Source organism: Comamonas sp. SY3 (assembly GCF_041730275.1).
GTDB classification, from domain to species: domain Bacteria; phylum Pseudomonadota; class Gammaproteobacteria; order Burkholderiales; family Burkholderiaceae_C; genus Comamonas; species Comamonas sediminis.
In genome coordinates, this window is record NZ_JBGTYN010000008.1 from 160,114 (window position 1) to 182,267 (window position 22,154).

A 22,154-nucleotide genomic window follows, 5' to 3' on the forward strand; every position below is an offset into this window, starting at 1 on the left:
CCGGTATCTCAGCGCGATCCGGCGTGCTGCGCATTGTAGGTCGGCAGCCTGGCTGCGGCCTGGCCCAGCGCTGTCACCAAGGCATCGACCTCCGGAACCGCCGCCCGGTGCAGCGGCAGCAGCACCTGGGTGCGGAACGGAATCGAAAAGGCCAGTGGCCGCTGCACCAGGCCCTGGCCCATGCAGGCCTGCGCGGTGAACGGGTTCACGATCGCCAGGCCCAGCCCGTTTTGCACCATCGCGCAGACCGCCACGGCGCTGTGCGTCTCCAGCAGCATTTGCCGGCCCACGCTGGCATCGGCAAACACCTGGTCGATCTGGGTGCGGTAGGGGTCGCCCTCGGCCAGGCTGATAAAGGCCTGGCCCGCAAAGTCAGCGGGCTGCAACGCGCGCTTGCGCGCCAGCGGGTGGCCGGCAGGCAGCACTGCGACTTCGTCCAGCGCCGGCAAGGCCACGGCACGCGTGCCAGCCGGCGCCTCGCCGTGCTCGGTCAAGCCCAGGTCATAGCGCTGGGCGGCCATCCACTGCTGCAACAGCGGGGCCTCCTGCGTGGCGACGCTGACTGCGACCGGCCCTTGCGCCTGCTGCATCCGCGCCAGCGCCGCCGGCAGCAGCGCGTGGCTGAGTGCCGGCATGCTCAGCACGCTGATACGCGCCGCTTGGGGGCGCGACAGTGCTACTGCCCGGTCGATGACCCGGTCCAGCCCCTGCCAGCTGCGCTGCACCTCTTCCCACAGCGCCAACGCGCGTGCATTGGGCCGCAGCCTGCCTTGCACCCTCTCAAACAGCGGGTAGCCGAGCAGCTGCTCCATGCGCGCCAGATCGCGGCTCACCGTGGGCTGGGAGCTGAACAGCAGGCCTGCCGCGCCGGTCACCCCGCCCGCCAGCATGACGGCGCGGAACACCTCGATATGGCGGTGCTGCAGCCGGGCCGCTGATGGGCTGGGCTCCTGGGATGGATCGGAAGCGGACGGAGCGGGGCTGGGCGAACGGGGCATGGGCAGGCGGCACGACGACAAAGACATATCCATTATGAATGACATGCCGATAAATAAGCATTAGACCAAATACCTCACCCCGGGCACACTGGGCAGCTGATTTCTCCCATCCCCCGATTCCCCGTTTCCCTGATTCCACGCCGTCCGGCATACCGACTATGAGCAACCCCTTTACCCCCGATCTGCTGTGGCAGCTGGCCGATGACTTCAACACCCCGCTGTGGGTGTATGACGCGGACACCATCCGCCAGCGCATCGCACAGCTGCAGGCTTTTGATACGGTGCGCTTTGCCCAAAAGGCCTGCTCCAACATCCATGTGCTGCAGCTGATGCGTGCGCAAGGCGTCAAGGTCGATGCGGTCTCGCGCGGCGAAGTGCTGCGCGCGCTGGCGGCCGGCTACCAGGGCGGTTTTGGCGAGCCGTCCGACATCGTGTTCACCGCCGATGTGATGGACGAGGCCACGTTGGCCACCGTGGTCGAGCACAAAATCCCCGTCAATGCCGGCTCCATCGACATGCTGCACCAGCTGGGCCAGGCATCGCCCGGCCATGCGGTCTGGCTGCGCATCAACCCCGGCTTCGGCCATGGCCACAGCAACAAGACCAATACCGGCGGCGAGCACAGCAAGCACGGCATTTGGCACAGCGACCTGACGATGGCGCTGGCAGTCATCGCCGAGCGCGGCCTGCAGCTGGTGGGTCTGCACATGCACATCGGCTCGGGCGTGGACTATGGCCACCTGCAGGAAGTCTGCGGCGCGATGGTGCAGCTGGTGCAGCGCACCCACGCGGCCGGCCACCGCCTGCAGGCCATCTCGGCCGGCGGCGGCCTGTCCATCCCCTACAAGGAGGGCGATGCCACCATCGACACCCAGCACTACTTTGGCCTCTGGGATGCGGCGCGCAAGCAGGCCGAGGCGCTGGTGGGCCACCACCTGGGGCTGGAGCTGGAGCCGGGCCGCTACCTGGTGGCCGAATCGGGCGTACTGCTGGGCACGGTGCGCGCCACCAAGGATGCCGGCAGCAACCACTTTGTGCTGGTCGATACCGGCTTCAACGAGCTGATGCGCCCGTCGATGTACGGCAGCTACCACGGCATGCATGTGCAGCGCCGTGGCGTCGGTGTGCTGCCTGCGCAGGGCAATGCCGTCGTCGCCGGTCCGCTGTGCGAATCGGGCGATGTCTTCACCCAGGGCGAGTCCGGCGTGGTGCTGCCCCGTCCGCTCGGTAATGCGCAGGTGGGCGATCTGCTGGTGATCCACGACACCGGTGCCTACGGCGCCTCGATGTCCAGCAACTACAACAGCCGCCCGCTGGCCGCCGAGGTGCTGGTCGAAGACGGCAAGGCGCGTCTCATCCGCCGCCGCCAGACCGTCGAAGAACTGCTGGCGCTGGAGCTCGGCCTCTGATCAGCGCGGCGCCGCGCGCCATTGCGCCACCGCCGCGTCCAGGCGCGGCGATTGCATGGCGCCGACATTGCAGCGTGACCAGCGCGATACCAGGCTGCTGTCGAGGCTGAACACCCGGCCCGGCGCCATCGTCACCTGCCGGGCCAGCAACTCGCTGGCCAGTTGGGCCGAATCCTCGCAACCGGGGAAGGCCGCCCACAGGTAGAGCGACTGCGCGCTGCGCGCAAACACCTCGCAGCCCTGGCGGTCCATCCAGTCCAGCGCCTGCGCCGTGGCCTGGCCCAGTCGCCCGCGCAGGCGCACCAGGTGCCGCTCATACTGGCCCTCGCGCAGCATCACATCGACCATGCGCTCGCAGTACTCCGAGCCGCTCACATGGATGAGGCTGCGCAGATCGGCCAGGTCGCTGGCCAGATCGGGGTGGCAGGCGATGAAGCCCACCCGCAGCGCCGCAGAGAATGACTTGGAAAAGCTCCCGATGTAGATCGTGCGCGCCAGCTGGTCCAGCACCGACAGGCGCGTGGCCGTGGTCGGTTTGAAATCGGCCAGCGGGTCGTTTTCAACGACCAGCATCTGCTGCTGGCCCGCCAGTTGCAGGATGCGGTAGGCCTTGGCGGCACTCAGGTCCGAGCCCGTCGGGTTGTGCGCCAGCGATTGGGTGAAGAACAGCCGCGGGCGCTCGGTCTGCAGCAGGCGCTCGAGCGCCTGCACATCGGGGCCATCGGGCTGGCGCGGCACGCCCAGCACCCGCGCGCCAGCGAGCTTGAGCTTGCCAAACAGCAGGTAGTAGCCGGGGTCGTCCACCAGCACGGTGGTGCCGGGTGTCACCCAGTGGCGGATGACCAGGTCGAGCGCGTCATTGGCGCCCTGGGTCAGCAGCAGCTGCTGGGAGGTCACGCCCAGACCGAACATGCCCAGCTTGCGCACCAGGCTGTCGCGCAAGGGCGCATAGCCCATGCGGCTGCCGTAGCGGAACAGCGCACCCAGCCCTGTGCGCACCACCTTCTGGTGGTAGCGGTCCAGGCGCATATCGGCCAGCCAGCCGATGGGCGGAAAACCATCGCCCAGCGCCAGCGCGTCGGGCTGGGTCTTGAGTTGCTCGCGCATCAGCCAGACCACATCCATCGCGCGCTGCAGTGGCGCGCTGTCATCGCCTGCAGGCACGGCCACCACCGGCCGCTGGTCCAGCACATAAAAGCCCGAGCCGCGCCGCGCCTCGACCAGGCCGCGCGATACCAGCAACTCAAAGGCCGCCACCACGGTGTTCTTCGCATAGCCATGCAGCTGCGCCAGCGCGCGCAAGGAGGGCAGCTTGTCACCGGCGCGCAGCACGCCGCCCGCAATCTGCCGGCCCAGCATGGCGGCCAGGTTTTCCGCAATCGAGGCCTTGCGGCCAGAGGGGGTGGGCATAGGTGCTCCAAGGGGAAAAAACCGGGGCCGCGATGCTGCGTTGCAGCAGCACTGTCCCGGTAAACTGTACCTGTCTATAGCGGTACAGTTTAGGTAGATTGCGGGCTGGACCTATCGCATCCCCCTCAAAAATTACCAGGAGACACCATGGCCACCGATTCCCGCCTGCCGCAGTTCCGCGCCCTCAGCCCCGCCCAGCGCTGGGATGTCATCGCCAAGGCCTGCCAACTGAGCGACGAAGACCGCGCGCTGCTGACCCAGCCCGGTGCCCTGCCCTCCAGCGTGGCCGACGGCATGATCGAAAACGTGATCGGCACCTTTGAGCTGCCGCTGGGCGTGGCCGGCAATTTCCAGATCAATGGCCGCGATGTGCTGGTGCCGCTGGCCGTCGAAGAGCCCTCGATCATCGCCGCAGCCTCGTACATGGCCAAGCTGGCGCGCGAGGACGGGGGGTTTCAGACCTCCAGCACCCAGCCGCTGATGCGCGCCCAGGTGCAGATCGTCGGCATCCAGGACCCCTATGGCGTGCGGCTGGCGCTGTACCAGGCGCGTGCCCAGATCCTGGAGCTGGCCAACAGCCGCGACAAGGTGCTGATCGGCCTGGGCGGCGGCTGCAAGGACATCGAGGTCCATGTGTTCCCCGATTCACCCCGTGGCCCCATGGTGGTCATGCACCTGATCGTCGATGTACGCGATGCGATGGGCGCCAACACCGTCAACACCATGGCCGAGTCGGTCTCGCCGCTGGTCGAGCAGATCACCGGCGGCTCGGTGCGGCTGCGCATCCTGTCCAACCTGGCCGATCTGCGCCTGGCCCGCGCCCGCGTGCGCCTGACGCCCCAGACCCTGAAGACCGCCGAGCGCAGCGGCGAGGAAATCATCGAAGGCGTGCTCGATGCCTACACCTTTGCCGCCATCGACCCCTACCGCGCCGCGACCCACAACAAGGGCATCATGAACGGCATCGACCCGGTCATCGTCGCCACCGGCAACGACTGGCGTGCGGTGGAGGCCGGCGCCCATGCCTATGCCAGCCGCCACGGTCGCTACACCTCGCTCACCACCTGGGAGAAAGACGGAACCGGCGCGCTGGTCGGCACCATTGAGCTGCCGATGCCGGTGGGCCTGGTCGGTGGCGCCACCAAGACCCATCCGCTGGCCCGCCTGGCGCTGAAGATCATGGACGTCAAATCTGCCCAGGAGCTGGGCGAGATCGCTGCCGCCGTGGGCCTCGCGCAGAATCTGGGCGCCTTGCGCGCGCTGGCCACCGAAGGCATCCAGCGCGGCCACATGGCTTTGCATGCGCGCAATATCGCGCTGGTGGCAGGGGCTGTCGGTGAGGAGATCGACCAGGTCGCCAAGCGCCTCGCCGCCGAGCACGATGTGCGCACCGACCGTGCGCTGGAAGTGCTGGCCGAGTTGCGCCAGCGCTGAGACGGTGGACCGCGGGGCACCGCTTGCTCCGCGCCGCAATACACAGTCGCTTTCTATGTACACATCTAAATAGTGCGGAAATACATACAGCTTGATGCAAGTTAAGCCGCTGCGGTGAAGCGGGGGAGACAAACGGCTTCGCATGCAGACACAGTGCCTGCCGGCGTGCGGGCAGGGATCAGCGGGTATTCACTTGTATTCCGCAACAATCGACTAGCAACGTTGTAAACATCTTGCGTAGCTGAGCGGTGATTTACATACAAATACAGTTCTTAATATTATTGGTATTTTTTATTGAATCCATTTTTGCAATACAAATAAACTCAAACCCTCCCTTCGACTGTAGAAAGAGTTCATATGTTTGCAAAATGGATGGCTACGGCCGCCACGCTGTTGGCCTGCCAATGGGTGAGCGCGCAGCCTGTTCCCTATATTCCGACGTTCAGTTGCCAATCGAGCAATGCCATCCTGAACACCGGTTATGACTTTGAAGCGGGGGCGCTGGTCCCCAACGGCGGCGAGGACCTGCAGTGGTGGGTGTCATCCAGCCAGTCGGATCCGACGGGCGCCCTCGGCCCCAGCCCCACGGCGGTTTGGAAACCCACCACCGTCCCCAACACTGCGGCGATACCTGCCGACTGGGTGTCGGGCAGCGCCCTGGGCGGCCAGACCAACTGGATCTCGCCGCTGGCCAACGCCACGACCCGCCCTCGCCCCTATCCGTTCAACCCGCTGGTCACCAACTACTACCGCATGCAGTTCAACTTGCCTGCCGGCATTCCGCCGAGCGCGCTGAAGCTGAGCATGGACTACTACGCAGATGACGGCATGCTCGGTGTGTCCATCAACGGTGTTTTTCAACCGCTGCCCATCGGGAGCTATGCCCCTGGCACCGGCGGGACGGCCCCGCTCAACGGCCAGTGGGTCACCGGCCTCAACACGCTGATCTTCTCCGTGGTCGATGGTGGCTGGGGATCGGGCTTGCTGGCGCACCTGAAGTCAGACAGCCTGATGTGCGAAACCTCATTGACCATTCAGAAGACCATCGACAAGCCCAGCTACACCCCAGGACAGACGGCGAACTACACGATCACCGTGCGCAACCCGGGCCCCTCCGATGCCAGCCTGGTGACGCTCAGCAACGAGATGCCCACGGCCCTGAGCGAAGCAGCCTGGTCCTGCAGCGCCGCCAACGGTGCGGTCTGCCCCGGCGATCTGGGCAATGCGCCTTTCAGCTTTGACCTGCCTCCAGGCGGCGAGTTGGTATTTGGCCTCTCCGGCACGGTGGCCGCATCGGGCAGCCTGGCGAGCGTCGCCACCATCGAGCCCGGCCCGGGTGCGATCTGCGACGCCAGCACGGGCTGCACGGCCACCGCAGAGGCCGAGATCACCACCGAAGTCATCCCGCTGGATCCAGAGCCCCAGCCCACCCCGGAAAAGGTGCCCACCCTTGGCAACTGGGCGATGGCAATCCTGTCGGCGCTGACGATCGCGCTGGTGTGGACCCAGGCCCGCAGGCGCCAGCGGGGCCGCCCACAACGCTGATAGCGGGCCACCCCGCCGCCGCCAGGCCTCGTACTGCCCCGCAGGTGGTACGAGGCTTGTGTCTGTCTGGTCTGGCACAGAGGGACGCGGCAGCCGGTCGCCAAGTTGACTGCGGCCACGCATGCGGCCGCCATGGCCCAAAGGCCTTGCGGTACGCTCGGGACATCGCTTACTTGTGCACATCGCCAGGAGATTTCCATGCCATCGCAAACTTCCCAGCCGGTCGTCGGCCTGATTGGGGTCGGCCTGATGGGCCACGGCATTGCCCGCAACGTCGCGGCCAAAGGCTTTCAACTCTATGTGCTGGAGCACCCCGGCAACCAGCCGCTGACGGAGCTGCTGAGCCTGGGCACCCGCACCTGCCAGACCCCGGCCGAGCTGGCCAGCCACTGCGACGTTGTCATCCTCTGCGTGACCGGCTCGCCCCAGGTCGAAGCCGTGCTGACCGGCGCGCAGGGCCTGCTGTCGGCCTTGCGCCCCGGCACCATCGTGATCGATTGCTCGACCGCTGTGCCCGCATCGACGGTGCGCATGGCGCAGGCGGTGCAGGCTGCGGGCGGCCAGTTCATCGATGCGCCGATGACCAAGACCTCCAAGCAGGCGCACGACGGCCAGCTCAATCTGCTGGTCGGCGGCGATGCCGCCGTGCTGGCCCAGGTGCAGCCGGTGCTGGCCACCTTCACCAGCCAGGTGACCCATGTGGGTGCGCTGGGCGACGGCCACCGCATGAAGCTGCTGCACAACTTTGTCTCGGTGGGCCAGATGAGCCTGCTGGCCGAGGCCACCGCCTGCGCGCGCAAGCAGGGCATGGACATGCAGGCCTTCCACAGCGTGCTGGCCGCAGGGGGCGGCGCCGGTGTGGCGCTGGACCGTCTGCAGTCCTACATCCTGGCGGACGACCCCTCGGGCATTGCGTTCTCGATCGCCAACGCGGCCAAGGATTTGAGCTACTACGCGACGATGGCCCACGATGCCGAAGCCGCGAGCCTGATTGCCGATGCGGCCGCCACGACCTTGCAGAACCAGGTCGAGGCCCGGCATGGCGATGCGATGCTGCCGGCGCTGATCGGACTGTTGGCCAAGTCCTGAAGAGCAGTCCGGGAGTTTTTATTCGGCGCGGGGCTCGCGCCCCATCAGAGCCTGCACCACATCGGGGGCCGACAGGCTGCCATCGAGCAAGGCGACGACGGCGGCCGTGATCGGCATCTCCACGCCCAGCTTCTGGGCGCGCTGCAGCACTGTGCGGGCGCTGTATACCCCTTCGGCCACATGGCCGAGCGACTGCACCGCCTGCTCCAGGCTCTGGCCCTGGGCCAGCAACAGGCCGATCTTGCGGTTGCGCGACAGATCCCCTGTGGCCGTCAGCACCAGATCGCCCAGGCCCGACAGACCCATGAAGGTATCGGTGTGCGCGCCCAGCGCCACGCCCAGGCGCGTCATCTCGGCCAAACCGCGCGTCACCAGGGCGGCGCGGGCATTCAGACCCAAATTCAGGCCATCGCAGAGACCGGTGGCAATCGCCAGCACATTCTTGACGGCGCCGCCGACTTCGACCCCGCTGATGTCCTCATTGGCATAGACGCGCAGGTTGTCGCCATGGAAGGCCGCTACCAGCGCATCGCGCACATCGGCATGGCGGCTGGCTGCCACCAAGGCCGTGGGCTGGTGCTGGGCCACTTCCTGCGCAAAGCTGGGGCCGCTCAGCACGCCGGCATGCAGCGCGGGTGCCACCTGGGCGCAGACCTCATTGCCCAGCAGGCCATGGCTGCCGGCGGGCGCGCCAGGGGGCACGGCTTCAAAACCCTTGCTGAGCCAGGCCACCGGCACCTGGCAATCGCGCAGCATCGTCAGGCCGCCGCGCAACGCCGCCATCGGCGTGCCCAGCACAATCAGCTCGGCCTGGGTCACCAGAGGCTGCAGATCGCCGCTGGTCACCTCCAACGCATCGGGCAAGCGGATGCCTGGCAAATAGCGCTGGTTCTCGCGGCTGGTTTGCAGCTGGCGGGCCTGCTGAGTGTCGCGGGCCCACAACTGCACGCTGTGGCGTGCGGCCGCATGCATGGCCAACGCCGTTCCCCAGGCACCCGCCCCCATCACCAAGATCTTCATAGCCACCCCCCTCTTACATCAACTCAAATGCTGGCGCTGCCTGCGGCCGGCTCCCCGGCAGATACAACAAAGGCCTTGCAACCTAGACTGCAAGGCCTTGCGTTGTCAACACAGCGGCAATTACTGGGCCAGTGCGGCACCTGCGCCAGCGCCATTGGCCTGGGCTTGTTGCTGCTCGTACATGGCCTGGAAGTTGATTTCCGCCAGATGCACAGGCGGGAAGCCGGCGCGGGTCACGATGTCTGCGACGTTGCCGCGCAGGTAAGGGTAGACGATCTGCGGGCAGGCCACACCGATCACAGCACCCATCTGGTCGTCAGGAATGCCACGGATCTCGAAGATACCGGCTTGCTTGGCTTCCACCAGGAACACGGTCTTGTCTTCGATCTTGGTCTGCACGGTGGCGGTCACGGCCACTTCGAAAATGCCATCGGCCACAGGGGTGGCTTCCACACCCAGCTGGATGTCCACGCTGGGCTGGGTCTGCTCCAGCAGAATGGCTGGCGAGTTGGGCTGCTCCAGCGACGCGTCCTTCAGGTACACGCGTTGAATTTGGAACACGGGATTTTCTTGATCCGCCATGGTTGTCTGTCTTTCGCTAGAAAAAGGAATGGAGTGCAGCTGCGATGCCGCCCGTTGTGTGCGCCCCTCGCATGCAGCCTGCCATTATGCAATGGCAAATTGACAGTGCCGGCAAGCGCCCGCTCCGGCTTGGAGGGGCATGCACGAGGCAGTGAAAGGTCTCAGGATTGCAGCAGTGGCACGAGACCACCACGCTGGTCCAGTGCTATCAGGTCGTCACAGCCGCCCACGTGGGTGTCGCCAATGAAGATTTGCGGCACGGTGCGCCGGCCGGTGGTCTCCATCATCACCGCACGCTGCGCTGGATCGCTGTCGATGCGGATCTCTTCAATCTGCGCGACCCCCTTGGCTTGCAGCACCTGCTTGGCACGCGTGCAATAAGGGCAGTAGGCGGTGGTGTACATCTTTACAGCTTGCATGAGAATGTCCTGGAGCCCTGCGCCCGGGAGGACGCTGACCCGTCAATGGTGTCTAAAGGCCGTAGATGGGGCCAAAATAAGCGAAATCAAGCCTTCTTCAGCGGCATGCTGGCGGCGCGCCAGCCTTTCATGCCACCGGCCAGCGCCTGCACATTGGTGTAACCCAGCTTCTTGGCCACGGCCACGGCCCGCTGCGAGCGCTGGCCCTGTGCGCAAACCAGGATCAGCGGCAAGGCCTTGTTCTTGACGACGGCGGGCAGCTGGGCTTCAAGCTGGTCCAGCGGTACATTCTTGGCATTGCTGATGTGGCCGGCGCTGAATTCCTGCGCATCCGACACGTCGACCACGACGGCCTTCTCACGGTTGATCAGCGTCACCGCATTGGCAGGGCTGAGCGTGCCGCCGCCCATGTTCTTCATGGCGGGCATCATCAGCATCGCGCCCGAGCCCAGTACCAGCACGATCAGATACCAGTTGTCGATCAGAAAGTTCACACAAGTCCCTTGTCAAAAATGCTCAAACAGCCTCGCATTCTAAAAGCGCGGCCATGCCGCTGCGCGATAAAAGCCTTTGATGCCCTGGAATGTCACCGCCGAAGGCCTGCGCAGGTTTCTGGCCGCGCTGAATGCGGCTTCTGGCCATGCGGGGCCGCCAAGCTGTGCAGGCGCCGTGGGATTTAGGCCTGCCTCTACAATCGGCGCCATTGTGAATGCAGCGGGATCCCCAGGCCCTGTAGCGCCACCGGCCCGCGACACGTACCGCTTTTTTGACTATTGCACGAGGATTGCATGTACAAGCTTGTCCTGATTCGCCATGGTGAATCGACCTGGAACCTGGAAAACCGCTTCACCGGCTGGACCGATGTGGACCTGACCGACACCGGCGTGGCGCAAGCCAAGCAAGCCGGCCAGCTGCTCAAGGCAGAAGGCTATGACTTCGATGTGGCCTACACCAGCGTGCTCAAACGCGCGATCCGCACCTTGTGGCACACCCTCGACGAGATGGACCGCACCTGGCTGCCGGTGCAAAAGTGCTGGCAGCTCAATGAGCGCCACTACGGCGCGCTGCAGGGCTTGAACAAGGCGGAAACCGCGAAGAAGTTTGGCGACGAGCAAGTGCTGGTCTGGCGCCGCAGCTATGACACGCCCCCGCCTGCACTGGAATCCGCCGATCCGCGCAGCGAAAAGGCCGACCGCCGCTATGCCGGCGCTGCCGACCAGGTGCCACTGACTGAATGCCTCAAGGACACCGTCGAGCGCGTCGTGCCTTTCTGGAACGAAGCGATTGCACCGGCCATCCAGCGGGGCGAGCGGGTGGTGATTGCCGCCCACGGCAACTCCATCCGTGCGCTGGTCAAGTACCTCGATGGCGTCTCCGACAGCGACATCGTGAACCTGAACATCCCCAACGGCATTCCGCTGGTCTATGAGCTGGACGCCAACCTGAAGCCGCTGCGCCATTACTACCTGGGTGACGCCGAAGCCGCTGCCAAGGCCGCCGCTGCGGTCGCCTCCCAAGGCAAGGCCTGAACGCCGGGCGGCCCGCCGCCCACCTGCGGGCCCGCCGGGCTGCGGGGAACTCTGCGCTGCAAGCGGTAATCCGAGTCAAGCGGCTAGCGCACTGGCGATGACAGCGGCCTGCCCCATGGCAAGGCCGCTGCGCCAGATCCCTACAGGCTCTTGGGCAGCGTTGAACCGCCCGAAGGCGTACCGCTACTGGCAGTGTCAGCGCCAGCCGCTTGCCGGTGCCAGTAGGCGGCTAGCGAAAGTAAATACTTGTCTTAACACCCGAAAAGCGCTGCTGCGCCGCACCGGCGCAGGCGCTTGGGTGTATATTGGCACGCTATAGAAAGTTGTGAGCATATGGGCCAAAAATTGAAGATTGCCGGCTGGGTTTCACTGGGCGTGGTGGCTGGCGCGCTCACGACCGTCTCCTTGCAGACGGTCGCAAGGGGCGTGATGTCGCCGATGCCACTGGAAGAGATCCAGCAGCTGTCGGCCGTTTTCGGCCTGATCAAGACCGACTATGTCGAGCCGGCCGATGACAAAAAGCTCATCACCGATGCCATCTCCGGCATGGTGTCCGGGCTCGATCCCCACTCGCAGTACTTCGACAAGAAGTCGTTCCGTGAATTTCAGGAAGGCACCAGCGGCAAGTTCGTCGGTGTCGGCATCGAGATCACCCAGGAAGACGGTCTGATCCGCATCGTCTCCCCGATCGAAGGCTCGCCTGCTGACCTGGCCGGCCTCAAGACCAACGACCTGATCACCAAGATCGACGACACGGCAGTCAAGGGACTGTCGCTCAACGATGCGGTCAAACGCATGCGTGGCGAGCCCAACACCAAGGTGGTGCTGACGATTCTGCGCAAGGACGAGAGCCGCAGCTTCCCGGTGACGATCACCCGCACCGAGATCAAGACCCAGTCCGTCAAGGCCAAGATGATCGAGCCGGGCTACGGCTGGGTGCGCGTCTCCCAGTTCCAGGAACGCACCGTCGATGACTTTGTACGCAAGGTCGAAGACCTGTACAAGCAGGACCCGAACCTCAAGGGCCTGGTGCTGGACCTGCGCAATGACCCCGGTGGCTTGCTGGACGCCGCAGTGGCGATCTCGGCAGCCTTCCTGCAGCCGAATGTGACCGTGGTGACCACCGACGGCCAGCTGGCCGAGAGCAAGGCGATCTTACGCGCCTCGCCCGAGTTCTATGCGCGCCGTGGCAGCGATCCGATCAAGTCGCTGCCTGCGGCGATCAAGAACATTCCGCTGGTGGTGCTGGTCAATGAAGGCTCGGCATCGGCCTCCGAGATCGTCTCGGGCGCGCTGCAGGACCACAAGCGCGCCACGATCATGGGCGCGCAGACCTTTGGCAAGGGCTCGGTGCAGACCGTGCGTCCCCTGGGCCCGGACACTGGCATCAAGCTGACGACGGCGCGCTACTACACCCCGAGTGGCAAGTCGATCCAGGCCAAGGGCATCGTGCCGGACATCATGGTCGACGAGTCGGCAGAAGGCGACCTGTTTGCCGCGCTGCGCACCCGCGAAGCAGATCTGGAAAAGCACCTGTCCAGCGGCCAGGGTCCTGAAGTCAAGGACGAAGCCCGCGAGAAAGCCCGTGAAGCGGCGTTGAAGCGCCTGGACGAAGAGAGCAAGAAGCCCGCCTCCGAGCGCCGCCCGCCCGAGTTCGGCTCGGACAAGGACTTCCAGCTGCAGCAGGCACTGCACCAGCTCAAGGGTGAGCCGGTGAAGGTCAGCCAGACCAAGACCGAGCGCCCCGCCGAGAAAAAGGACGAGGAGAAGACCAGCGCTACCGACAAGCCCGAATCGTCGACCGACGACACGAAGCTGCCGGCAACGGAGCCCAAGAAGTAAAGCCCGTTTTTAAGCTGCATCAAAAGGCCGCCAGCAGAGTTCCTGCTGCGGCCTTTGTTTTTTTCAGACAATAGCCCCATGAACGATGAGCAACTCTTGCGCTACTCTCGCCATATTTTTCTGGACGAGATCGGCATTGAAGGCCAGGAGGCCATTCTGGCCGCGCACGCGGTGGTGATCGGCGCAGGCGGCCTGGGCAGCCCGGCGGCCATGTACCTGGCCTCAGCCGGTGTGGGACGCATCACCCTGGTCGATGACGACACCGTCGATCTGACCAATTTGCAGCGCCAGATTGCCCATACCACCGAGCGCGTGGGACAGTCCAAAGTCAGCTCCTGCGCCGCCACGCTGCAGGCGATCAATCCGCATGTCCAGGTCACGGCGCTGCAGGAGCGTGTCGGTGAAGAGCGGCTGCAGGCCCTGGTCGCCAGTGCGACCGTGGTGCTGGACTGCACGGACAACTACCGCACGCGCCAGGCCATCAATGCGGCCTGCGTGGCAAAGGGCAAACCGCTGGTGAGCGGGGCGGCGATCCGCTTTGACGGCCAGATCAGCGTATTTGACAGGCGCCACGAAGGCGCCGCCTGCTACGCCTGCCTGTTCTCCCCGGACGAGCAGTTCGAGGAAGCCAGCTGCTCCACGATGGGGGTGTTTGCGCCGCTGGTGGGCATCATCGGCACGATGCAGGCCGCCGAGGCGCTCAAGCTCGTGGCTGGCGTGGGGCGCAGCCTGAACGGGCGGCTGATGATGCTCGAGCTCAAGGACATGGAATGGAGCAGCATGCAGGTCGCCCGCAACCCCCAGTGCCCGGTCTGCGGCCAGGCCGACCATTGATATCCCGCTTTGTTATTTGTTTTTTATATATTATTATAGATAAATATTAAACCTACGAGGTCTTGTCCTACTTACGCCATCCTTTCAGACCGATGGTTTCACCACGGCTTGTTGCTATCATCGTTACGGTAAGACACACCCGTGTAGCCGTATATGCATCGCCGTTTGAAAACATATCTGGTAGAAGACAACAAGACCATCCGCGACAACCTGATAGCCACACTAGAGGATCTGGCACAGGTGGAGACCGTGGGGCATGCCAGCACCGAAACCGACGCCACGACCTGGCTGACTAACCCGGCCACCGACTGGGATCTGGCCGTGATCGACATTTTTCTGCTGGAAGGCAGCGGCCTGGGTGTGCTCGAAAAGCTCCAGGAGCGGGCGCCACACCAGCACCTGGTGATTCTCAGCAACTATGCGACGCCGAGCATGCGTGAGCGCTGCGCGCAGCTGGGCGCCAACCGGGTGTTCGACAAATCGGAAGATATTGACGCGCTGATCGACTACTGCGTTGAGCGCACATCCCAGCTGCAGTGAGCGCCTGATGTTGCCCTGCTGGCCATCACAAAAAAGCGGCCTGGGCAGGCCGCTGGTCTTGCGAAAGTGGGCGCATTCAGTCGATCAGACCGTTCTTCAATGCGTAGTAGGTCAGGTCGCTGTTCGACGCCAGTCCCATCTTCTCCATCAAACGCGTGCGGTAGGTGCTCACCGTCTTGACGCTGAGCGACAACTGGTCGGCAATATTGCCCGCCGTCTCACCCTTGGCCAGCTTCAAGAACACCTGAAACTCGCGCTCGGACAGCTGCTCATGCGGAGGCGCATCCTCCTTGCGGTGCAATTGCTGGGCCAGCAGGTCGGCGACGGCCGGCGTCAGATAGCGTTTGCCCAGCGAGATCGTGCGCAGCGCCTCGACAATCTCGGACGGGTCGCATTCCTTGTTCAGGTAGCCACTGGCCCCTTGCCGGATCAGGTTGATCGCATAGTGGGCTTCAGGGTAGCCGCTCAGGATCAGAATGCCCATGTCGGGCGCCTTGGCGCGCAACATCGCCAGCGCATCGATACCGCTTTGCCCGGGCATCGACAGATCCATGATCAGAACATCGATCTCTTCCTTGCGCACCAGGTCGATGGCTTCCCGTCCATTGGCCGCCTCTCCGACGACACGCAGATCGACATGTTCGGCCAGAAATTGCTTGAGGCCCGAGCGCACAATGGCGTGATCATCGACGATACCAACTTTAATCATATTTCCCCTCATGCAGCGCAAACCGCAGCACTTGCCAGTCGCAAGCGCTGCCCGAAGTTTGCTCTATTATCACTCGCATAAACCAAAAACCATCAAAAAAGGAAGCTCCATGCGTTGGTCACGCTTGCGCAAATGGGCGATCAGTCTGCCAGCCGCCTTTTTGGCTGCTGCCGTGCTGATCGGCATCAACGAGGCTGGTTATTACCGGTCCCATGACTCGCTGCAGAACCTCACGGTCACCTACCAGACCCGCACCACCTTGGACAAGCTGATGCAGCAGGTGGTGGATGCGGAAACCCATGCACGCGGTTACCTGCTCAGCGGTGAAGAGAGCAACCTCATGGCCTACCAGCAGGCCTGCACGAACGTCAACAATGCCGTCGATGAACTGCGCGCCATCTACAGCGTGTTCCCCGAAGACCTGCAGACCTCATCGATGCTGGGACGGGAAGTCGCCAAGCGCCTCAGCCAGATGGATACCAGCATTTCGCTGCGCCGTCAGGGGCTTGAAGAGGCCTGGCGCTTTCTGGTCAAAAGCCCCGAAGCCCAGGCCACGATGGACAGCATGCGCAAGCTCAGCAATGAGCTGGTGATCCACAGCAATGAGCGGCGCATGCACAACGAGGCCGAGATCCTGAAATCGCTGACCCTGGCGCGGCTGGGAATCGCGATGGTCAGTGTCGTGGGCCTGCTGGCGTTCTACCTGTACCTGCGCCAATCGAACCGCCTCACCGGTCTGATGCTGCGCGAGCAACGCATGCTCGAAGACGAGCGCGATCAGCTGGAGAAACAGGTGCGCCAGCGCACGGCCACGTTGGGCGAGCTCGCCACCCACCTGCAGCAGGTGCGTGAAGACGAGCGCGCCCACCTGGCCCGCGAACTGCACGACGAGCTGGGCGCGTTGCTGACCACGGCCAAGCTCGACGTGGCGCGGCTCAAGTCCAAGATCGACATGGCAGCGCCCGATGTGCAGGAACGTATCAAGCACCTGATCGAGACACTCAACAGCGGCATTGCCTTGAAGCGCCGCATCATCGAAAACCTGCGCCCGTCATCGCTGTCCAACCTGGGCTTGACCGCGTCGCTGGAGATTCTGGCCAAGGAGTTCTCCGAAAGCAGCAACGTCGCCGTCGAGCTGAGCCTCGAGCCGATCAATGTGCCCGAAGCGATGCAACTGAGCATCTACCGCCTGATCCAGGAATCCCTCACCAACATTGCCAAATACGCGCAGGCGCGCAACGTGCTCATCAGCCTGCAGAGCCACCCCAAGCATGTGTTCGTGCAAGTGCGCGATGACGGTGTGGGCTTCGACCCCAGCCAGGCCCATCCCAACTCGCACGGTCTGGCCGGCATGCGCCACCGCATCGAAGCCAGCGGCGGACGGCTGCACATCGCCTCCGCGCCCCAGCAGGGAACCACCATCTCGGCCAACCTGCCGCAGAACTGATGGGGTGGGCAGCCCTTTTGCCCCCTTCCCCGCGGCGCCAGAAGCCGCCTCCACTAAAGCACAGTCCACGCAGGGGCCGCCGACAGGCGGCCCTTGCTGCATGCGGCTGCGCAGCTGCCGCGTTGCCGCAGCGGGCACGCGACAGCGGGAACCGTCCTACACCTGTTCTTCGCACCTGCTGGCAAGACGGCCTGCGGGCAGCAGCCAGAATGCAGTCATTGCTCGCACCTTCTTGCACAGCAAACAACATGAGGAGAAAAATATGCTGCATTACGCTGTTGTCTTTCTGGTCATCGCCCTGATCGCCGCTGTGTTCGGCTTCGGTGGTATCGCGGCCAGCGCGGTGGGCATTGCGAAGATTCTGTTTGTGATCTTTATCGTGTTAGCCGTGGCGTCGTTCCTGATGGGATTGTTGAAAAAGTAGCGCTTTGACAACCCTTGAACCTGTGCTCACCACCAGATACATTTAATCGGTACGCGCAGGTCAACGTACACTGCAACATCTTCATTGAACATCATAGAAAGAGGCTATTTCATGGATACCGAAAAAATTGCCAAAGACGCTGTGGACAAAGTAAAAGACACCGCCAATGACGTGCTGGACGGCGCTGAAAAGGCAGTCGACAACACCCGTCGTGCGGTCAAGTCCGCTGCCAACAAGGCCGAGCGTGCTGTCGATGAATACGGTCATGAAAAGAGCCACTCGATCGACCATATTGCCTCTCGCGCCCAAGACTGGGCGGAGCGCGGCATTGGCCTGGCGGCTGACTCGTCGCACCGTGCCCGTGAGCAGTTCTACCGTGCACAAGAGCGTGCCAACGAATATGTTTCGGACCAGCCGGGCAAGTCGATGGCCATCGCGATGGCAGCCGGTGCTGCACTGGCCACGCTGGTCATCATGGCGACCCGCCGTCGCGACTGATTTCAAGTATCTGTCGGCATATAACGGATAAGTGCGGTGCAAATGCCGATCGATTTTCAAGCACCCTAACAACACTTTGCGAGGAAACAAAAAATGAAACTCTCCCGTACTATCGCTATCGCTGCTTTTGCTGGTGCAACCCTGGTGATGGCCACCGGCTGCTCCGTGGCTCGCAAGCAGGAAACCGTGGGTGAATACATCGACGGCTCCGCTGTGACCACCGCTGTCAAAGCCAAGCTGGCCGAAGACAAGGAAACCTCCGCCAGCTCGATCAATGTGAAGACCATGGACGGCGGCATCGTGCAACTGTCCGGTTTCGCCAAGTCCCAACTGGAAAAGGACCGCGCGGGCCAGATCGCTCGCGGCGTGAAGGGCGTGACCGAAGTGCGCAACAGCCTGATCGTCAAGCAGTAAGCTTCGCGACCCGACTGCAAAAACCAGCTGGCCCAGGCCTGCTGGTTTTTTTTCGCCTGTGCACGAGCGATCGTCTGACTGGGTGGTCATGGTCAATCGCGCAGCGATGCGTTAAGCTTGACCGATGCGCCTGTTCCATTGCGACCAATGCGGTCAACTGGTTTTTTTCGAGAGCGTGCACTGTGTCAACTGCGGCGCAGCGTTGGCCTATCTGCCTGACTGCGACGATGTGGGGGCCATGGCTGCACTCGACTCCGATACGCCCACGCCCGTGCCGGGCCCTTTGTGGCAACGAATCACCTCAAGAGCGGGCAGCAGCAGCCAGCGCTACCGCATGTGTGCCAACCGGGACCAGTACCAGGCCTGCAATTTTGCGATTCCGGCCGATGCGCCCCATAGCCTGTGCAGCTCCTGCCGGCAAACCCTGGTGCTGCCTGATCTCTCCGTCAGCGGCAACACCTTGCGCTGGCAAAAGCTAGAAAGCGCCAAACGCCGGCTCTACTACACATTGGCGCGGCTTGGCCTGCATCCCGATGAACCCAGCTGGACCCCCCATTACCAGTTCCTCGCCGATGTGCCGGACCAGCCTGTGGTCACCGGCCATGCGAACGGTCTGATCACCATCAACATTGCCGAGGCCGACGACGACGAACGCGTGCGCCGCCGTGTGGCGCTGCACGAACCCTACCGCACCTTGCTGGGGCACCTGCGCCATGAATCGGGCCATTTCTTCTGGGACAAGCTGGTGCGCGATGGCGGAGAGCTGGACAGCTTCCGCCAGCTGTTTGGCGACGAGCGCCAAAGCTATCCGCAGTCTTTGCAGCACTACTATGCGAACCCACCCAGCTATATGCAGTGGAGCGGCCAGCACGTGAGTGCCTATGCCAGCGCCCACCCCTGGGAAGACTGGGCAGAATCCTGGGCACATTATCTGCATATGGTCGATGTGCTGGAGACCGCAGCGAGCTACCAGACGCGGATGACGATGGCCGAGGGCAGCCCTTCGGTGTCGATGGGAGATCCGTTTGTCCAGCCAGCGCCCAGTTTTGAAGACATGGTGGCGCAGTGGGTGCCGGTCACCCTGCTGCTCAACAGCCTCAACCGCAGCCTGGGCCAGCAGGATGCATATCCGTTCGCGCTGTCCGCAGGCGCTCTGGAAAAATTGCGGTACGTGCATGAGATTGTGCGGCGCCCGCACCCGCTGCACAGTGCGCCGGTGCATGCACTGGCCCAGTCCTCCGAGGGCTGACCAGCGCTGCCGGATCAGGCCTCTTCTGCCCGGCGCTGCGTCACCTTGCGCTGCAGCTCCTGCGCGACATAAGGAGAGACGAACTTGTCAACCTCGCCGCTGAGCATCGCGATTTCGCGCACAAAGGTGCTGCTGATGAACTGGTAGCGGGTGCTGGGGGTCAGGAACACGGCTTCCACATCGGGCATCAGCGAGCGGTTCATGCCGGCCAGCTGGAACTCGTAGTCGAAATCGGTGACTGCACGCAAGCCGCGCACGATCGCATTGCCGCCTTGGGCCACAACAAAATCGCGCAGCAGGCCTGAATAGCTTTCGACCCGTACGCTGGGGTAATGCTTGACCGCCTCGCGCGCCATGTCCATCCGCTCCTTGAGCGTGAACATGGTCTTCTTGTGGTGGCCCTCGGCCACGGCCACGATCACGTTGCCAAACAGCTGGTAGGCCCTGCGCACCACATCCTCGTGGCCCAGGGTCATCGGGTCGAACGTGCCTGGGTAGATGGCCAATGTCATGTATGTCTCCTGCAAAGCATCATCGTCGTGCCAGCAGCCCTGGCACATTGCAGTGCAGCATAAACCATTCCGCCACGGCCCTGCTACCGCGCAGGCATTCCCGCTCTAGCCCTGCTGCGCCTCGGCTTTCTTCAACAGGTGCGCATGCACGGCGCCTGCCTTCAGGTAGCGATGGCACACCAGCCCGAGCGCGGCCAAGGCCTCCTCGCTCCAGGCCTCCGGCGCCTCCAGGTAGATGTAGCCCTGGGCGGTCACCGCTGCATGCGCCGCCTTGAGCGCCGGCACAAACAGCTGGCCGGAGAACGGGGGGTCGATAAAGACCAGATCCCAGTGCGCCTGGTAGGCCTGCAGCGCTGCCAGTGCGTCGCCCCGGCTCACTTCCACCTGTGTGGCACCCAGCTTTTGCGCCAGCTGCTTGATCTGCGCGGCCAGTTGCACATCGGACTCGACCATGCGCACCTGGCTGGCGTTACGCGATGCGGCTTCCAGCCCGAGCGCGCCGGTGCCGGCAAAGGCATCCAGGCAGCGCCAGCCGGCCAGGTCTTGGCCCAGCCAGTTGAACAGCGTTTCGCGCACACGGTCCGGCGTGGGCCGCAGATCGGGGCGGGTCAGCACCGCCAGCTTGGTGCGGCGCCATTGGCCGCCGATGATACGGATCTCTCCGGCCGCAGATGCTGCGACGCGGGAGGCATTCCCGGCGTTGCCGCGCTTGCGGGCGGGCGCCGCGTCGGCAGCGGTCTCTGCAGCAGCGGCTGCTTTTTGCACCAGCGCGCGCAGCGCACTCTCGCTTTTGATGGCACTGCGTCCCATTATGGTTTTGCTCCCAACACCACGGTCACTTGCTTGTCGGGCTGCACCATGCGCGCCATGGCCTTGCGCACATCGTCCGCACTGAGCGCCTCGACGCGGTCGGTCCAGTGGTCCAGGTAGTCCAGCGGCAGGCCATTCCAGGCGATATTGGTCACATTGCCCAGCAGCTTGGCATTGCTGTCCACGCGCAGCGCAAAGCCGCCAATCAGGTTGTCCTTGGCATCGCGCAGCTCCTGCTCGGTGGGGCCCTTGGCGATGAACTGGCTCAGCACCTCACGTGTGACCTTGAGCGCCTCGGCCGCCTGGTCTGGCCGCGTCTGCAGACCGATCTGGAAGGCACCGGCATCCAGCCCCGGGTTGAACGTCGAATACACGCCATACACGAGGCCTCGCTTCTCGCGCACCTCCTCCATCAGGCGCGAGGCAAACCCGCCGCCGCCCAGAATATGGTTGCCCACCATGACCGCCAGAAAATCCGGATCGGCGCGGCGGATGCCGGGCTGGCCCAACAGCACCTGGGCCTGGGCGGAGTCAAACGCGATTTTCACGTCATCGGCCTTGGCCAGCGGCTGCACTGCGGGCACCTCGGGCGGTGCAGTGCACTGCGCCTTGGGCGTGGCCGGCATCTGGGCCAGCAGGCGCTTGACCAGCGCATCGGCCTGGGCCTTGTCCAACGCCCCCACCAGGGTCACCTTGGCGCGGCAGGCATCGACCGAGCGCGCCAGGTACTGCTGCATCACCGCCGGGCTGATCTGGGCCAGCGTGTCTTCGGTGGCGCGCAGCCCATAAGGATGGCTGCCAAACACGGCCTTGTTGAAGGCACGGCCGGCGACGACGGCGGGGCGGGTATTGCCCTCCTTGATCGCCGCATTCCAGCGCTCGCGCTCGCGTTGCCAGACAGCATCGTCATAGCTGGGCTGGGCCATCTGGCGCGCCGCCAGGTCGGCAGCACGGTTCAGCAGGCTGCTGTCGGTCAGCGACCGCAGCGAAAAGGTCAGCGCATCGCTGCTGGCACCCGCGCCAAAGCTGGCACCCAGATCGGCCCAGGCCTCGCCGACAGCGTTTTCGTCCAGCGCCGGCGCACCGGCCTGGGCTTTGACACCCTTGGACGCCATCATGGCCGCAGCGCTGGCCAGGCCGGCCTGGTTGGCCGGATCGCGCCGGCTGCCGGCATCAAAGTTCAGCTGCACATCCACCATCGGGATGGTGGGGCTGTTGACCAGCCAGACCTGGGCGCCGCTGTCCTGCGTCCAGTGTTCGATGGGCAGCAAGGCCCAGGCCGAATGGGAGGCCAGCAAGGCTGCCGCGCCGCCGACCAGTGTTTTGCAAAAAGAGGTTCGCATGGGTATCTCTGCTAGCCAGGGCCGCCTGCCATGGGCAGCAGGCCCTGAGAAAAACAATCGGTGGCGGGCGCCTCAAGCACGGCACCCGCCACCGGGT

At 64.1% G+C, this 22,154-nt stretch carries 23 protein-coding genes; 13 read left to right on the plus strand and 10 right to left on the minus strand.

Features of this window, described 5'->3' with window-relative positions; translation table 11 throughout:
• Nucleotides 1-8: 8 nt before the first annotated feature.
• The gene (locus tag ACCQ08_RS12850; RefSeq protein ID WP_373450002.1) at nt 9-998 is read right to left on the minus strand and encodes a LysR family transcriptional regulator; all 990 of its coding nucleotides are present in this window, start codon (nt 996-998) and stop codon (nt 9-11) included.
• Nucleotides 999-1,156: 158 nt separating this feature from the next.
• On the opposite strand from ACCQ08_RS12850, the gene lysA reads away from it, so the two are divergent.
• A complete protein-coding gene (lysA, locus tag ACCQ08_RS12855) occupies nt 1,157-2,407 on the plus strand; it encodes a diaminopimelate decarboxylase (RefSeq protein WP_373450003.1) in 1,251 nt (416 codons plus the stop codon).
• Here lysA and ACCQ08_RS12860 read toward each other — a convergent pair whose 3' ends face one another.
• The gene (locus ACCQ08_RS12860; protein ID WP_373450004.1) at nt 2,408-3,817 is read right to left on the minus strand and encodes a PLP-dependent aminotransferase family protein; all 1,410 of its coding nucleotides are present in this window, start codon (nt 3,815-3,817) and stop codon (nt 2,408-2,410) included.
• A 147-nt stretch (nt 3,818-3,964) separates the two neighbouring features.
• Between ACCQ08_RS12860 and ACCQ08_RS12865 the strand changes: the two genes are divergently transcribed.
• From ACCQ08_RS12865 to ACCQ08_RS12875, 3 genes are all read left to right on the plus strand, one after another.
• Nucleotides 3,965-5,251 carry a hydroxymethylglutaryl-CoA reductase, degradative gene (locus tag ACCQ08_RS12865; RefSeq protein WP_373450005.1) on the plus strand — a complete coding sequence of 429 codons (1,287 nt, stop codon included), beginning with the start codon at nt 3,965-3,967 and terminating at the stop codon, nt 5,249-5,251.
• A gap of 357 nt (nt 5,252-5,608) precedes the next feature.
• A complete protein-coding gene (locus tag ACCQ08_RS12870; RefSeq protein ID WP_312412930.1) occupies nt 5,609-6,796 on the plus strand; it encodes a DUF11 domain-containing protein in 1,188 nt (395 codons plus the stop codon).
• A 198-nt stretch (nt 6,797-6,994) separates the two neighbouring features.
• Nucleotides 6,995-7,885 (plus strand): NAD(P)-dependent oxidoreductase, encoded by an 891-nt coding sequence (locus ACCQ08_RS12875; protein WP_373450006.1) that lies wholly within the window; start codon nt 6,995-6,997, stop codon nt 7,883-7,885.
• An 18-nt stretch (nt 7,886-7,903) separates the two neighbouring features.
• On the opposite strand, the gene ACCQ08_RS12880 is transcribed toward ACCQ08_RS12875, so the two are convergent.
• From ACCQ08_RS12880 to ACCQ08_RS12895, 4 genes are all read right to left on the minus strand, one after another.
• Nucleotides 7,904-8,905 carry an NAD(P)H-dependent glycerol-3-phosphate dehydrogenase gene (locus tag ACCQ08_RS12880; protein WP_312412921.1) on the minus strand — a complete coding sequence of 334 codons (1,002 nt, stop codon included), beginning with the start codon at nt 8,903-8,905 and terminating at the stop codon, nt 7,904-7,906.
• A 120-nt stretch (nt 8,906-9,025) separates the two neighbouring features.
• The gene (gene secB, locus ACCQ08_RS12885) at nt 9,026-9,487 is read right to left on the minus strand and encodes a protein-export chaperone SecB (protein WP_116924716.1); all 462 of its coding nucleotides are present in this window, start codon (nt 9,485-9,487) and stop codon (nt 9,026-9,028) included.
• 161 nt (nt 9,488-9,648) lie between these two features.
• Nucleotides 9,649-9,906, minus strand: a complete 258-nt coding sequence (gene grxC / locus ACCQ08_RS12890) for a glutaredoxin 3 (protein ID WP_312412904.1) — start codon at nt 9,904-9,906, stop codon at nt 9,649-9,651.
• Between the two features lie 86 nt (nt 9,907-9,992).
• Nucleotides 9,993-10,400, minus strand: a complete 408-nt coding sequence (locus ACCQ08_RS12895; protein WP_373450007.1) for a rhodanese-like domain-containing protein — start codon at nt 10,398-10,400, stop codon at nt 9,993-9,995.
• 294 nt (nt 10,401-10,694) lie between these two features.
• Here ACCQ08_RS12895 and gpmA point away from each other — a divergent pair, with 294 nt between their 5' ends.
• From gpmA to ACCQ08_RS12915, 4 genes are all read left to right on the plus strand, one after another.
• A complete protein-coding gene (gpmA, locus tag ACCQ08_RS12900; protein ID WP_239809241.1) occupies nt 10,695-11,435 on the plus strand; it encodes a 2,3-diphosphoglycerate-dependent phosphoglycerate mutase in 741 nt (246 codons plus the stop codon).
• A gap of 333 nt (nt 11,436-11,768) precedes the next feature.
• The gene (locus ACCQ08_RS12905) at nt 11,769-13,277 is read left to right on the plus strand and encodes a S41 family peptidase (RefSeq protein ID WP_373450008.1); all 1,509 of its coding nucleotides are present in this window, start codon (nt 11,769-11,771) and stop codon (nt 13,275-13,277) included.
• A 78-nt stretch (nt 13,278-13,355) separates the two neighbouring features.
• Nucleotides 13,356-14,111, plus strand: a complete 756-nt coding sequence (locus ACCQ08_RS12910; protein WP_312833885.1) for a HesA/MoeB/ThiF family protein — start codon at nt 13,356-13,358, stop codon at nt 14,109-14,111.
• 153 nt (nt 14,112-14,264) lie between these two features.
• Nucleotides 14,265-14,651, plus strand: coding sequence for a response regulator (locus tag ACCQ08_RS12915; RefSeq protein WP_239809244.1), 387 nt, complete (start codon nt 14,265-14,267; stop codon nt 14,649-14,651).
• A gap of 76 nt (nt 14,652-14,727) precedes the next feature.
• On the opposite strand, the gene ACCQ08_RS12920 is transcribed toward ACCQ08_RS12915, so the two are convergent.
• The gene (locus ACCQ08_RS12920; RefSeq protein WP_021026242.1) at nt 14,728-15,360 is read right to left on the minus strand and encodes a response regulator transcription factor; all 633 of its coding nucleotides are present in this window, start codon (nt 15,358-15,360) and stop codon (nt 14,728-14,730) included.
• Between the two features lie 109 nt (nt 15,361-15,469).
• Here ACCQ08_RS12920 and ACCQ08_RS12925 point away from each other — a divergent pair, with 109 nt between their 5' ends.
• From ACCQ08_RS12925 to ACCQ08_RS12945, 5 genes are all read left to right on the plus strand, one after another.
• Nucleotides 15,470-16,807: a CHASE3 domain-containing protein gene (locus tag ACCQ08_RS12925; protein ID WP_239809245.1), complete on the plus strand. Its 1,338-nt coding sequence runs from the start codon at nt 15,470-15,472 to the stop codon at nt 16,805-16,807.
• A 262-nt stretch (nt 16,808-17,069) separates the two neighbouring features.
• Nucleotides 17,070-17,231 (plus strand): DUF1328 domain-containing protein, encoded by a 162-nt coding sequence (locus tag ACCQ08_RS12930; protein WP_021026244.1) that lies wholly within the window; start codon nt 17,070-17,072, stop codon nt 17,229-17,231.
• A gap of 111 nt (nt 17,232-17,342) precedes the next feature.
• Nucleotides 17,343-17,729, plus strand: a complete 387-nt coding sequence (locus tag ACCQ08_RS12935) for a hypothetical protein (protein WP_239809246.1) — start codon at nt 17,343-17,345, stop codon at nt 17,727-17,729.
• A gap of 93 nt (nt 17,730-17,822) precedes the next feature.
• Nucleotides 17,823-18,143 (plus strand): BON domain-containing protein, encoded by a 321-nt coding sequence (locus ACCQ08_RS12940; RefSeq protein WP_239809247.1) that lies wholly within the window; start codon nt 17,823-17,825, stop codon nt 18,141-18,143.
• A 124-nt stretch (nt 18,144-18,267) separates the two neighbouring features.
• Nucleotides 18,268-19,392, plus strand: a complete 1,125-nt coding sequence (locus ACCQ08_RS12945) for a putative zinc-binding metallopeptidase (protein ID WP_373450009.1) — start codon at nt 18,268-18,270, stop codon at nt 19,390-19,392.
• 14 nt (nt 19,393-19,406) lie between these two features.
• On the opposite strand, the gene coaD is transcribed toward ACCQ08_RS12945, so the two are convergent.
• From coaD to ACCQ08_RS12960, 3 genes are all read right to left on the minus strand, one after another.
• The gene (gene coaD / locus ACCQ08_RS12950; protein WP_239809249.1) at nt 19,407-19,904 is read right to left on the minus strand and encodes a pantetheine-phosphate adenylyltransferase; all 498 of its coding nucleotides are present in this window, start codon (nt 19,902-19,904) and stop codon (nt 19,407-19,409) included.
• A 105-nt stretch (nt 19,905-20,009) separates the two neighbouring features.
• On the minus strand, nt 20,010-20,714 hold the full coding sequence (gene rsmD / locus ACCQ08_RS12955) for a 16S rRNA (guanine(966)-N(2))-methyltransferase RsmD (RefSeq protein WP_239809250.1): 705 nt from the start codon (nt 20,712-20,714) through the stop codon (nt 20,010-20,012).
• On the minus strand, nt 20,714-22,057 hold the full coding sequence (locus tag ACCQ08_RS12960; RefSeq protein ID WP_312412852.1) for a pitrilysin family protein: 1,344 nt from the start codon (nt 22,055-22,057) through the stop codon (nt 20,714-20,716). Before ACCQ08_RS12960 ends, rsmD begins: the two co-directional genes overlap by 1 nt.
• Nucleotides 22,058-22,154: the final 97 nt, after the last annotated feature.